We start from the raw sequence: 12,369 nt of genomic DNA on the forward strand, positions 1-12,369 counted from the left end.
CCCAGCGGTTGCTCGAGGTCGCGGCCGAACTCAATGACCGGCCGCGTAAAACCCTCGGCGGAATCACCCCCGCATACGCCATGCAACAACTACTATTCGAACCAGAAACCCTTACCGTTGCGACGACCGCTTGAATACACCGATCCTTTCCGGGCGATTTTTTGCCACTGTCGTGAGGCCAATGGAGAACCGCGCAGTGAGGACGGTAGATCTGGGTACCGAAGGAAGTGCGTCGACCTTTATCGAAGGAAGGTGGTGGAGAAGCTGCCGGGTTCGCACTGGCATCCATGGCGGTAATGCTGGGAGCGTACTACGGTGCCGGCTGGGGCGGTCGGCAAGCAACCAAAACCGAGGAGTATCGCCAAGAACTTCTCGGAAACAAGCGACGCCGACGACTTACTACTATGACGATGGCTCTTGAAGTGACGACCCGGTTGAGGACAGTGAAGCTTCTCGAGATGCCGATCGATAAAGCTAACCCTCTTGCATGCCTGCTTGAATCGGGCGACTTCAGAGCACAACTACTCGAGTATTCGTGTTGATTTTGTTTGCTGCTCCATGCTTCGCCCCCCATAGTTTTACAGGACCTCATGTCGCGGGGGTCCCCCACCGCGACAGACACTTGCGGCCGGCTTTTGGATGGGCGCTCTCACGGGTGGGTCCGTGAACGGTGGTCTTTGCTACTAGCGGGAGTTGACTAGGGGTTCACTGTCTGCGGGAGCGCTGCGGCGACCGAAAAGGAACCAGGCGGCTGGGCCAAAGAAGGGAAAAATAAGCGTTGCCAACACCCAGGCTACCTTGGTGCTGCTCGTGAGGTGCTGGGTGCGGAGTATGTCGATGAGTGCCGCTATGAAGAGCATCAGGGCCAGGACAGCCATTCCCAAGACGGTAAACTCCCATGCATTCGGCACAAGGGGATTCGAACCCTCAACGGCTAGTGACAGCACCTAAAACCCCCATCGCGACAGCGTCTTTCCGGACGAAGCTTGAACAAATCAGACCAAAGAAGTAGGTAGCAGCCTACAGCCCGAAATTGCTAGAACGGTTGCGCTTCGAATATCGGGAGCCCTAGGGGATCCTTGACCGCGACACTCAAGCCGGCATCTCGCCTGCTCGTCCGAAAACTGCGCTCAAATCGCTTTGGTCAGGGTGTGGAGAAGATAGCCATAAGAAAGCTTTGTTTGATTCGCGTGGTCTTGGAGCCAGGACCGCGCCGTGCCCGGAGGGAATTCCATGGCAACTACCTCTTCCAGGTCGTGAACCGAGCGAAAAGTCCAACTACTCATGACCTTTTCGGTAGTAGCGCCTCGGTCCCGCCACCACTGCAGAATAAATTCACCAGGCCCTTGATACTTGGCAACGTTGCCAGCCCGAAGGAGATCAGCGAAGTCGCCATTTTCCTGGTCATTGTCTATGACCACCAGCGAGCCGCCGGGTCTGAGAACACGGATCACTTCAGCCAATCCGGCTGAGCAATCGTTGCTTGGCGAGGGAAAGAAGTAGGCAAACCGAGCATGCACAACGTCGACAGAGGCATCCTGCAGTGGGATGTGTTCCGCCGACCCATGGAGCACCTCCGCAGCTGGCGTCCTACTAGCGGCCGTCTCCAGAAGCGTCGTGTCCGGTTCCACGCCGTAAAGTCTGCGTGTGTTCGGAGAGTAGCGAGGTAACCAATATCCGGTGCCGCATCCCAGATCCAGAAGGTCTTTCCCGTCCCACGGCGCAGTTGCCTCAAGTGCGCGCCAGAGCGTTCCCTCATGGTCGATCGCTTCGTTCTCCTTCTCGTAGAGGAGGACGTTCTGACCTTGGTTCCACGCCCTGGTGAAATCAGTAAACATAAAGTCGACCCTCCCACAGATTGGTTGGTATCCGGGAAACTGGCGTCTTCCCAGCGATCCTCAGCGAGATGCGGATAAAGACTTGCTTGGCGACTCGCAAGAGCTCCTCGACGCAGTTCTAAAAGCGGGAGATCGCGTCTTCCAGCATCCGGTGTCCCTGTGTTTCAAACTCAACGTCACCTACCAAAAAGGCCCATACCGCGGTGCCGATGGCCTCACGCAGCAAATCCATCGACCAGACATGAGCTTCACGTGGGTCCGCGCCGTAGCCGTCCAAGAAGGCGGCCTCTAACGCGGGAAGCTCCTTCCACTGCTGGGTGGCAAGTCGACAGAAGTCCGTAGCTGGTGGCCGGAAGTCGAACCGGCCGAAGTCAATAACTCGCACCCGTTCTCGTTCGATCAGCCAGTTTCGCGGCTGCCAGTCGCCGTGCGTCGGTGCGACAACGATCGACGCCGGACGGTACGCACTGAGGACCCGCCTCGCTTCGGCCTCGACTGCCGGGGCGATTCTGTGCTTTCGATCTAGCCAGGCGTTCGCCTTCTCTGTCGCACGGATTTCGTACTCACCATCCAAGCGTGAATGCTGATTGTGGAACGCCCGAAGTGCGGAGCCTGCCTGCGCGTGAACGTCCGGAGCGAACTCATGAGATGTCCCCTCGACCAGCGTGCCGGGTTGATACGTAGATATCAGTATGTTGACGGCTCGATCGGCAGCTACGAGTTGTCCGGTTCGAGCAAGTCTGACGAGCGGCTCGGTATAGGTTTCGTGTGCCGTGATTTCTCGCCCGATGTGATGGTTGGTTACTGGCGCAGCCTTCACTACGAAGTCCACGTCGTCAGCACGCACATGAAGAACCTTCGTGTCTACGAGCCCCCAAGACAAGTCCTCGATCACCACAGGCGCTCCAAGCAGCCGCGCGACGTACTCGGATTGCGTTCTATCCAGAAGTTCTAAATCCCAGCTGGTCATCGAAACAGCCTATGCGACGGTGTCCGTAAGCCGGTCGATCACCGGGTGCTGCTGGTCCGGCCAGGCACTGAGGCTGCGCGGTTGTGTGCGGACCGGTTACCCCATCCGATGTGAATGCCCCGCAAAGCTCCACATCGTGACTTCAAAAGCTGTCCGTGTTGGCGGAACCATCAGGATTCATAATTCTCATATCTATGCCTCGAAACCCTATGCTCGAATCAGTGTACGAAACATTAGATACGAGACACTTGGAGCGATATGACAAAGCTGATCGGATACGCACGAGTCTCAACTCGGCCTCAGTCGACAGATCGGCAGGAGGCAGACCTGATAGCCGCCGGGGTACGGCGTGATGACTTGTATGTTGACCAGGGGGTGTCCGGGGCTCGGGCGACGAGACCCCAGTTCGATCAAGCACTCGCTGCGTTGGAAGCGAAGGATACGCTCGTGGTGACGACCCTGGACAGGCCGGGACGTTCCACACAGAACATGCTCGACTTCGCCCAGGAACTCCGCAGCCGAGGAGCTGGTCTTCGGGTGCTGAACCTCGGCGGCGGCGACGTCGACACGTCCACCCCGATGGGCTCAATGTTGTTCACGATCATGGCGGCGCTGGCGCAGATGGAACACGACATCAAGCGAGAACGGATCATCGACTCGATCGGGAAACGGCGAGACGCCGGGAAGGATCTAGGAGGAAGGCCACGCCTGATCAGTGACAGCAAAATCCGAAACGCTCTCAGACTCGTCGACAGTGGTGAGCCGGCCGCGCAGGTCGCCCGCGACCTTGGCATGTCCCGTGCAACCTTCTACCGCCGGTCACGGGAGCTGAACGCGAGGTAGAACACGCCGCTTACCGCTGCGAACGGCGCCACTCAGCGTTGCGACTCAGACATGTGGGATTGTTGGCGCCGGAGGAGCGGTGAAAAAGTGTTGCGGTGAATGGCCGGCTTACGGGCGGGCCCTTTGTCTGCATGATGTTGGAACGGCCCAGTTGAACTGAGGCGGCGGTCACTGGGCCCGTAGGGTGTGGTTATGAGAGCACGCATGAATGATCCGTGTTAACTGCACTATTGACACTGCTGCCTTTCGAGCGTGTGTACGGTTTGGGTGTATCGCCCGACTCTTATACCGGACGAGCGCCTCGGTACACGGAGAGCATCGTGAGCCTTGCCCGGCAGGCCACTCCACGCTGTAGTCTACGATGCTGTGATGGGGGAAAGAACTCGCAGGGCGACGTCTGTTTCACGCACACCGCTCTACGTTGAGGCCACAATCCGGGCGTCATTGGACCGGGTGTGGAAGCTCAGTCAGGACCCGGAGTCGCATCCCCGATGGGATCTGCGCTTCTCACGTATCACCCTGATCGAAGCGGACGATGACGGATTTGTTCGATTCCGGTACGAGTTCTACCTGCCACTACACATCATCCGCGGAACAGGCACATCCTTGGGCAACCGGGTCAGATCCGACGGGCAGGCCACCTCGGTCCTGAAGTTCGACACTAACGACCCGATCTCACCCATCGGCCAGGGATCCGGCTACTGGCGCTACATCCCCACCGAGGACGGCATCCGCTTCATCACCGGTTACAACTACCAACCCGGAATGGGCGCCCTCGGGAAGGTCCTGGACTCCTGGTTGATCCGCCCAGCCCTGGGCTGGGCCACCGCGGTGAGCTTCGACCGATTACGACTATGGGCGGAAACCGGCCTCGCCCCCTCCGACGCCCGCAATCGCTGGCTGCTCGACACCACGGCAAGAGCCACCGGCTTCCTCACCGCCTGCGTCCTCCTCCGCAACGCATTAGCCGAGCGATCAGCCGGCACCGCAGCACTAGCCCTGACAGGGGCCCTAGTTACACTGCTCGCCCCGCCCCACTCCACGGTTCCGAGAGCCGCGCGATGCCTACGCAAGGCACCCGATCCACGATCCGCGCGCGCCCCGTCCGCACTGGAGGATCTACCGGAGCCAGCCACGCGGGAGCAGAGCGCAGACCGGGGAGAGCGGTAACACCTATGGCGTCGATCTTCGAGAAAACACTCGGCGAGGACTTTCACCGCATGCACCCCATGCTGCAGAAACGCTTCGGCGTCGATACCGACGCAGGGTACGCGTGCGTGGGACGAGGGACCTTCTCAGAGGTCCGCCGCGGGGCCCGATGGACAGTCCCGTTCCTGCAACTGGGTGCGTACCGGAACATCCTCTTCCCGGACCAGGGGCAAAACATTCCATTCACGATTGAGAACTACCCCTACATCGACGGATTCGGCCGCCCCACGGTCACCTTCGTCAGGACCCTCGACTTGGGCACGACCACACGCCGGTTCGACGCCACCATGATCCACAGCGACCATCGCGGCGGCATCGTCGACTACCTCGGCACACACCAGCACCTCGTCACCGACTTGGCATTGGAGGTCCTGACTGACGGGTCACTTCACCTGCGATCGGGACCCCAAAGGTTCTACGAAGGCTTCGCCGGCTTCACGTTCCCAGCCATCTTCACCGGCACAGCGGACCTCTACGAAAACTTTGACGACACCCGAGGCGTCTTCACCATCCAGATGCAAGTGCGTAACCCCCTCCTCGGATTCCTCTTTGGATACCGCGGCGAGTTCACCTGCACCTACCCGACACTCCACAACGGCAAAATCCCCGAGCACCTGAAACCCGTCAGGGAAGAACACCGCGAATAAGACAACTCACCTGGCAACACCTCGCCCGAATCGTTACAGGGCTCTTCAGGAAAATGCAGGCGGAGCGGCGACAAGCTTGGAGGTCAGCTCCTGGCTGTAGGTAGAGAAGACAGCGAGTAGGGGTGCGGCATCAGGATGGTCATCGAATTGCGCGATCAATGCCTGCTCGGTATGCCAAAGGTACGGAGCTGACGATCGCATCTACGCGCGAAAATGCAATGGCTTCAATCTGTGTTCGCCCGACACCGTCCCCAGAAGAAACCAGACAGCGCGCTCAGTTGCCGGCGCTAGTGCAGAGAATGCCCGAAATCTCTCTTCGGTGCTTGCCGGTCTGGATGATGCAGGTATCAAGGCGCTCATTGATACTGGCGTGCCGGTTGGCATGGGAATTGGGGGGACAATTGAGCCACGCGAGTTCATCCCAAGGTCTCCGCCCTGCTGAGGTAGTCAACTGATAGGGAAATAGCGTAGGTGCGCGGAAGCTGCTGCTAATGTCGGCCCATGGTCACCATCCATCGGGTAAGCAGCAACTCCTCAGAGGGGGCGCCGGTTGCCCTGGCACTTCCAGGTGCTGGGTACACAGTGCAAGCGCCATTGCTCTATTGGCCAGTCCTCGCTCTCGTCGAGGCTGGCTTAGATGTGTGGACTATAGACTGGCATACTGAATTCCGCGAGGCAGGCGGCCAAGACAAGCTGAGTTTTGTGGAATCTGCTTTAGCCCGCTTGGACGACACGATACCCACACAGCCAGAGATAGTGATTGCGAAGTCGTTGGGAACTTACGCTCTCCCTCATTTCGCGAAAGAACAAGTGCGAGCTGTGTGGCTGACTCCCATTCTCAGTGATCCTGTAATCGCCAGGGCCATGGCAGGAGTCTCCTTTGGACAGCACCTCGCAATAGGTGGATCGGCTGATCCTTCCTGGCGACGGGACCTGGTTGGGGACACACAAGCCCAGCTTGTGACCGTCGAGTCCGCCAATCACCGGCTCGAAACGGTTTCGGTCGGCTGGCGCGAGTCAGCAAACACACAGCTCAGCATCATCGATCAAGTCATCGACTATCTCGGTGTCCGGTGAGAGAAACTTTGACGCACCATTGAATTGCAGTCGGGGGCAGGTAGAGGTCCGTTTTGCCCTATACAGAGCCGCGTATAAGTTTTCGAGGCCGTTTGTCGTGTTGGGGGATCACAGAATAGGACGACAGAACCGCCAACTGAAGCTGAGATTAACCGCCATTTCTGGCTAACAGACACAGGTGCGGCACCGTCATCCGCGTCAGTGAGGCAACTAAGCTGATCGCATGACTGTTCTTGTGTTCCTGGATCCCGCCCACGACGACGGCCGCGTCGTCGACGCATCACTGCCACAGCTCATGGCGACCGACCTTGGCGCAACGCGCGGGGACGGCATATTCGAGTCCCTGCTGGCCCTCAACGGAGAAGCCCGGAAGGTGCAGGCGCACCTGGACCGGCTCGCCTCATCAGCCCGGGCCCTTGACCTTGATCTCCCGTCCGAGGATGCCTGGCGGCGGGCCATCACCACCGCACTCGACGAGTACGCCGCCGGGGCTCATGTCCAGGCGGATACTGAGCTTGCCGTGAAGCTCATGGTCACCCGTGGGGTTGAGGGAGCTGACGCCCCGACGGCGTGGGTTCAGGTGGCGCCGGTGCCGGCGAAGACCCAGCAGCAGCGCAGGGATGGGCTTGCGGTCCTGTTCCTGGAGCGCGGGTATGACAGCACGGTGGCGCAGCGGGCACCGTGGCTGCTCATGGGTGCCAAGACGCTGTCCTACGCGGTCAACATGGCGGCGGTCCGGTACGCGCGGGCGCACGACGCCGACGACGTCATCTTCACCTCATCGGACGGCAAGGTCCTCGAGGGTCCGACGTCGACAGTCCTCCTGGCACGGGTCCGGGACGGCGTCAAGACCCTACTGACCCCGCAGCTGGAAAGCGGGATCCTCCCCGGCACATCGCAGAGTGCGTTGTTTACCGTAGCGAAGGCCGCCGGCTGGGAACTCGGGTACGGCCCGCTGGTGCCCGCTGACCTGTACGACGCCGACGGCGTGTGGCTGATTTCCAGCATCCGTCTCCTCGCACCGGTCAACTCCCTTGACGGTCAGCCGATCACCACCACCCCGGAGCTGACCAGGGAGCTGTCGGAGTTGGTGGCGAAAATTTCCTGAGGCCGGTTGTCGAACCCGGCCTGCCCCAACCGTCAGGGGAAGGAGTTCGCCAGGCGCTGCGCCGAGGGCCGGCACCTCATGACGGGCGGCGCCGAACTGCAGCCGCCCACCCACGGCACGGATCCTGCGCGGTGGGAGCGTTGGTATGGCCGACGGCCCGTACCCGGAGACCGCCGAACGGCTGGGCGGTTTCTCCCTGGTGGAAACCGACGACCCGGAGGCACTGGCGGAATTCGTCAATGAGTTGTTGGCTGATACCACCGGGCCGGCTGAAAGCCGGGCCATCATTCGACCACGCGAGGGCAGCTAAATGAAAATTGCAGTGTTTCTATACCAGGATGAGTCGATCTGGGCCAACGCCACCGAGGCCGAAGTGGAACAGTACATGGCCCAGCACGACGCCTTTTCCGAGGCGGCCCGCCAGCAGGGAAAGATCGTCGCGGGTGAGGCGCTCCCCAGCGTCTCGACCGCGACGACGGTGCGCCGCCGCGGTGACCAGGTGAGTCTCACCGACGGCCCGTTCGCCGAAACGGCCGAGCAGTTGGGTGGTTTTTACGTGTTGGACGTCCCCGATCTGGGTGTGGCGGTGGAACTGGTGAAGTTGCTGCCCGAATACACGGTTGAGTTGCGCCCCATCACCGACTACTGACCGGATTCCTGACCGCTGCCAGGCCCGTCCGACGACGCAGCCGCTGCACTTGAGCGGGCCTGGCAGGGGCGCTGGGCTCGGCTGCTTGCGCTGCTCGTGGGCCACTTCGACCCGGCGCCCCTAGGAGGCGCCGATCAGGAAGTTCCACGTCCCCGCCCACACCGCCGCGGCCACCGCGGTCCCGGCGATCAGCACCCCGGCGAGGCAGACCCAGAGGTCCAGCCGGGTAAAAGTGCTTTCCCTCGCCCAGGTCCGGTCGCCGGCCCCGAATCCGCGCGCCTCCATTGCCACCGCGAGCCGGGTGGCCCGCCGGATCGCCTGCACAATCAGACCGAACCCCTGCCCCAGGAAATTCCTCAACCGGGCTACCGGATTGCCTTCAAACCCGACGCCGCGGGCGTGCCGGGCCAGCCCGAGAGTCCGCCATTCGTCCACCAGCAGCCCAACGAGGCGCAGCCCCGCAAGCGCGCCGAGCACAAACCGGTGCGGCATCCGCAGCTTTTGCGCCAGGGCATCGGCCAGGTCCGTCGGATCCGTAGTGGTGAGCAGGAAAATTCCGGGCAGGGCGATGGCCAACCCGCGCAGGCCAATCGCAATGCCCGAGTTCACCGAATCCTGGGTGAACAGAATTGGGCCGAACTCCAGCAGGACAGCGCCGGTCTTCTCGGCGAGCAGCGCCGTGCCGTAGGCAGCAACCACTGCCGCCAGCACCAGAGGCCAGGTCCGCTTCAGCAGTTGCCAGGCGCTGATCCCCAGCAGCGGGAGCAGCAGCAACTCGCTCACGAGGACGACGGCGGCGCTGACCCAGTCGATGCTGAGCATCACCACCACGGTGACCAGCACGGCAGCGAACAGTTTGGATAGCGGGTTGGCCCGCGGCAGGAGCCGGCCCGTGAGGTGGGGGGTCAGAACGTCAACACTCACGGACGCACCTCCACGTCGGCTCTGCCGTCGGCGACCCGTAGCAGCCTGCTGCCCAGCGCGTCGGTGAACTCCTGGTCGTGGGTGACCGCCAGCAGGCTGCCACCGTCCTGGATCAGTTCGGCAAGCAGCGCGACGAGTTCGGCCCAGGTGTTGGCATCCTGCCCGAAGGTCGGTTCGTCCAGGACCAGGATGTCCGGGTCTGTTGCCAGCATGGTCGCCACCGAAAGCCGCCGCTTTTCACCGCCGGACAGGGTGAAGGGGTTTGCCTGCAGCAGGGAGGTCAGCCTCAACCGCTCGGCGATGGGATCCACCCGCCGCCGGACCGCCGCCTCGTCAGTACCCCCTAGCCGGCGCGGACCAAATTCCAGCTCGTCGATCACCCGGTTGGTGAGGAACTGGTGCTCGGGTTCCTGGAAGACCGTCCCAATCCTGGTCACCAGTTGCGCTGATTTCCAGGCGTGCGGGCTACTCCCGGCTCCGCGGGAGAGGGCCGGTGCGGCCTCCAACTGGCCTCCCCGCGCCGGCAACAACCCGGCCAGGGTCAGCGCGAGCGTCGATTTTCCGCCACCGTTGGGGCCCACGATGCCCAGGGATGAGCCGGCGTTGAGGGCGACGTCGACGCCGTCGAGCACCGCCGGTCCCCGCTTGGCCCGCGCCACTGATAGTCCCCTGGCAGTAAGCAGCTCCTCCCCCGGTGAGGATAGCTGCGTGGGAACCGACGGTTGATGACCGGGGAGCCACACCCCCGCCGCCGCCAGCCGGGCCCGGGTCGACGCGTCGGTCAGCACCGTTCCCGGGGGGCCGTCGGCGAGGATCCCGCCGTCGGCCGCCAGCACCACCACCCGATCCACCACATCGGCCCACACCGCCACTCGATGCTCTACCACCACAAGGGTGGCGCCGGTGCGGTCCAGGACCCGCCCGACGGCGTCCCTTACCTCCAGCACACCGGCCGGGTCGAGATTGGCGGTCGGTTCGTCAAGCAGCAGGAGCCCGGGTTGCATCGCCAGCACCGCCGCCAACGCCAGGCGTTGCTTCTGGCCGCCGGACAACGCACTGGTGGACCGGTCCAACGGCACCTCAAGCCCCACGTCGTCGAGCGCCCGCCGAACCCGCTGCCAGATCTGATCGCGTGGTACGGCCTGGTTCTCGGCGCCGAAGGCCACCTCGTCACCGACCCGGGCCAGCACAATCTGAGAGTCCGGGTCCTGAAGCACCAGCCCCGCGCGACCGCGCACCTCGCCGGGAGGCCGCCCGTCGAGGGTGAGGGAGCCGTGCTGTTCGCCCTGCCCCTCATCGCCGAGGACACCAGCCAACCCGTGCAGCAAGGTTGACTTCCCGGACCCTGACGCGCCGAGCAGCAGCACCCGTTCTCCGGGCGCTACTGTCAGGTCAACGTCCCGGACCGCCGGGGTTTTCCGGCCGGCGTGCCGCCAGCTCCAGCCTTGCGCGCTGATGCTGACGGCAGACGGCGTATTTCCGTGGTCAGCCATACCGGTTAGACGTCAGCCGTTCGTCCGGAGGCGAAAGCCGACAGCACCCCCGTCTTGGCCAGGGCACGGACCGCCAGCCACGACACCAGGCCAGCGATAATCACGCCCGAGATCGAAGCGAACACCACGTACATCAGTTGCCATTCGAAGGCCCAGAGGGCGTTGTACAGGATGTTTTCGCTGATCGAGAGGGCCAGGCCCGCGCCAAGCCCGGCGAGCAAAGCCACCCCGAGGTTCCACCTGCGGTACAGGAACAAGAGGAAGATGAGCTCGGCCCCGACGCCCTGAATGGCTCCGGAGAGCAACGTGGTCAACCCGAACTGGGTGCCCAGCAGCGCTGAAACCGCTGCAGCCAGCACTTCGCAGTAGATGGCTGCTCCGGGTTTCCTGATGATCAGACCGCCAAGTACCCCCGCGATCAGCCAGCCACCCGTGTAGAGACCGGCCAACGGCGGGAACGCTCCGGTCAAGGCAGCGATGCCCGTGTAGCCGGCCGACCAGGCGAAGAACACCACCCCGACGGCGACCGCCACCACCGAGGCAACGACAATGTCGACCACGCGCCATTGATATCGGGCGCGCAGCGTCGACGTGTTTTGAGTTGGTGCAGTTGATGAAGCCATGTGCATTTACCTCCTGAGGTACAGGAGGGGAGGGTATCCGGGCCCATGGCGAGTGCCACCGGCCGGGCACCCTGAGATACTCGACTCCCTTCGCCGGTACTAGCCGGATCAGGTTCGAGGGTCTGCGGTAGGCCGCACTCTCAGCGCCCGTCCATCTGGATGGACGGCGCTCCCCTGTCGTATGTTTAGCAATTTCAACTCTACACCTGAGAGGTTCGTACCCACCACGGCGGCTGGCGGCGGGCTCCCGGCTGTGCTGGTGCGTCTCACCTCAACAGGAAAACGCTAGGCTTGAGAAAAGAGCCACCATCGAAGGAGACACCATGAATCAGCTTATGAAACTGCTGGGCGTAGCACTGAGCCTTGGCGCGGGCATCGCCGGAGCCAAGGTCGTGGATTTCATCTGGCACAAGACCACCGGCAAAGCCTCACCGAAGGACGAGGACGGGCTCGAAAACAGCCTCCGTTCCGCTATCGCGTTCGCGCTGATCTCAGGTGCCGTGCGCGCCGTCCTGCAGGTCCTCACCAACCGCACCACGCAGCGGGCAGCCAACCGGTTCGCGAAGACCCGCGACCTGACGTAGGTCCTATTTACGTCTCATCGGGGCGCTCGGTCGGATTCCGGCCGGGCGCCCTCTTGTTGGCGGCGTTCTCCACCACCTCGTCAAGTTCATCCATGCTGAGCAGGTCTCGCCGCAGGTGTTTGGTGCGGTATCCCGCCCGGCCCACCATGTGGGCTGAGACGGGGACGGTCAGGAGCATGAAAATCCAGCACACCAGCAGGACCGGGATCAACACCCAGCTGCGCATCTGTAAGCCCATGGCCAGAAGGAACAGCAGCAGTCCCAGCACCTGGGGTTTGGTTGCCGCGTGCATCCGGGTGAGGAGGTCAGGGAAACGGAGCAGGCCGACGCCGGCAGCAACCGACATCAGTGCCCCTCCGATCATGAGAACGGCTGTCACCACGTCAATGAGAGTCTCGCTCATG

General features: G+C 62.4%; 14 protein-coding genes, 1 pseudogene and 1 riboswitch. Of the genes and pseudogenes, 8 read left to right on the top strand and 7 right to left on the bottom strand.

Annotated features, from left to right (window positions below; all coding sequences use genetic code 11):
- Positions 1-134 (top strand): annotated as a pseudogene (locus tag ACX80Z_RS12175) (IS30 family transposase); the annotation flags it as partial.
- Between the two features lie 549 nt (positions 135-683).
- On the opposite strand, the gene ACX80Z_RS12180 reads toward ACX80Z_RS12175, so the two are convergent.
- The 3 genes from ACX80Z_RS12180 to ACX80Z_RS12190 all read right to left on the bottom strand — a co-directional run bounded on the left by ACX80Z_RS12180 (position 684) and on the right by ACX80Z_RS12190 (position 2,808).
- Positions 684-878 (bottom strand): PLD nuclease N-terminal domain-containing protein, encoded by a 195-nt coding sequence (locus ACX80Z_RS12180; RefSeq protein WP_459316057.1) that lies wholly within the window; start codon positions 876-878, stop codon positions 684-686.
- Between the two features lie 252 nt (positions 879-1,130).
- Complete coding sequence (locus ACX80Z_RS12185; RefSeq protein ID WP_459316058.1) at positions 1,131-1,838, bottom strand: class I SAM-dependent methyltransferase; 708 nt, start codon at positions 1,836-1,838, stop codon at positions 1,131-1,133.
- A gap of 118 nt (positions 1,839-1,956) precedes the next feature.
- A complete protein-coding gene (locus ACX80Z_RS12190) occupies positions 1,957-2,808 on the bottom strand; it encodes a phosphotransferase (protein WP_459316059.1) in 852 nt (283 codons plus the stop codon).
- A 258-nt stretch (positions 2,809-3,066) separates the two neighbouring features.
- On the opposite strand from ACX80Z_RS12190, the gene ACX80Z_RS12195 reads away from it, so the two are divergent.
- The 6 genes from ACX80Z_RS12195 to ACX80Z_RS12220 all read left to right on the top strand — a co-directional run bounded on the left by ACX80Z_RS12195 (position 3,067) and on the right by ACX80Z_RS12220 (position 8,341).
- Positions 3,067-3,651 carry a recombinase family protein gene (locus ACX80Z_RS12195; RefSeq protein WP_459316060.1) on the top strand — a complete coding sequence of 195 codons (585 nt, stop codon included), beginning with the start codon at positions 3,067-3,069 and terminating at the stop codon, positions 3,649-3,651.
- A gap of 369 nt (positions 3,652-4,020) precedes the next feature.
- On the top strand, positions 4,021-4,821 hold the full coding sequence (locus tag ACX80Z_RS12200; RefSeq protein WP_459316061.1) for an SRPBCC family protein: 801 nt from the start codon (positions 4,021-4,023) through the stop codon (positions 4,819-4,821).
- Positions 4,822-4,826: 5 nt separating this feature from the next.
- The gene (locus tag ACX80Z_RS12205; protein ID WP_459316062.1) at positions 4,827-5,507 is read left to right on the top strand and encodes a DUF4166 domain-containing protein; all 681 of its coding nucleotides are present in this window, start codon (positions 4,827-4,829) and stop codon (positions 5,505-5,507) included.
- 1,300 nt (positions 5,508-6,807) lie between these two features.
- Entirely contained in the window at positions 6,808-7,692 is an 885-nt protein-coding gene (locus ACX80Z_RS12210) for an aminodeoxychorismate lyase (RefSeq protein WP_019481111.1), read from the top strand.
- 124 nt (positions 7,693-7,816) lie between these two features.
- Complete coding sequence (locus tag ACX80Z_RS12215; protein ID WP_459316111.1) at positions 7,817-8,002, top strand: YciI family protein; 186 nt, start codon at positions 7,817-7,819, stop codon at positions 8,000-8,002.
- Positions 8,003-8,341: a YciI family protein gene (locus tag ACX80Z_RS12220; RefSeq protein ID WP_116778431.1), complete on the top strand. Its 339-nt coding sequence runs from the start codon at positions 8,003-8,005 to the stop codon at positions 8,339-8,341.
- A gap of 120 nt (positions 8,342-8,461) precedes the next feature.
- Here the strand turns inward: ACX80Z_RS12220 and ACX80Z_RS12225 are convergent, their stop codons facing one another.
- The 3 genes from ACX80Z_RS12225 to ACX80Z_RS12235 are packed head-to-tail and all read right to left on the bottom strand — an operon-like array spanning position 8,462 to position 11,381.
- Positions 8,462-9,265 carry an energy-coupling factor transporter transmembrane component T family protein gene (locus tag ACX80Z_RS12225; RefSeq protein ID WP_019481762.1) on the bottom strand — a complete coding sequence of 268 codons (804 nt, stop codon included), beginning with the start codon at positions 9,263-9,265 and terminating at the stop codon, positions 8,462-8,464.
- A complete protein-coding gene (locus ACX80Z_RS12230) occupies positions 9,262-10,758 on the bottom strand; it encodes an ABC transporter ATP-binding protein (protein ID WP_459316063.1) in 1,497 nt (498 codons plus the stop codon). The genes ACX80Z_RS12225 and ACX80Z_RS12230 overlap by 4 nt, the downstream gene beginning before the upstream one ends.
- Positions 10,759-10,763: 5 nt before the next feature.
- The gene (locus ACX80Z_RS12235) at positions 10,764-11,381 is read right to left on the bottom strand and encodes an ECF transporter S component (RefSeq protein WP_024477112.1); all 618 of its coding nucleotides are present in this window, start codon (positions 11,379-11,381) and stop codon (positions 10,764-10,766) included.
- A gap of 68 nt (positions 11,382-11,449) precedes the next feature.
- Positions 11,450-11,567, bottom strand: a riboswitch (TPP riboswitch).
- 137 nt (positions 11,568-11,704) lie between these two features.
- On the opposite strand from ACX80Z_RS12235, the gene ACX80Z_RS12240 reads away from it, so the two are divergent.
- Positions 11,705-11,965, top strand: coding sequence for a DUF4235 domain-containing protein (locus ACX80Z_RS12240; RefSeq protein ID WP_459316064.1), 261 nt, complete (start codon positions 11,705-11,707; stop codon positions 11,963-11,965).
- 7 nt (positions 11,966-11,972) lie between these two features.
- Here the strand turns inward: ACX80Z_RS12240 and mnhG are convergent, their stop codons facing one another.
- Complete coding sequence (gene mnhG, locus ACX80Z_RS12245) at positions 11,973-12,368, bottom strand: monovalent cation/H(+) antiporter subunit G (protein WP_024477114.1); 396 nt, start codon at positions 12,366-12,368, stop codon at positions 11,973-11,975.
- Between the last annotated feature and the right edge of the window lies 1 nt (position 12,369).

The sequence above is a fragment of the Arthrobacter sp. TMT4-20 genome (assembly GCF_054510775.1).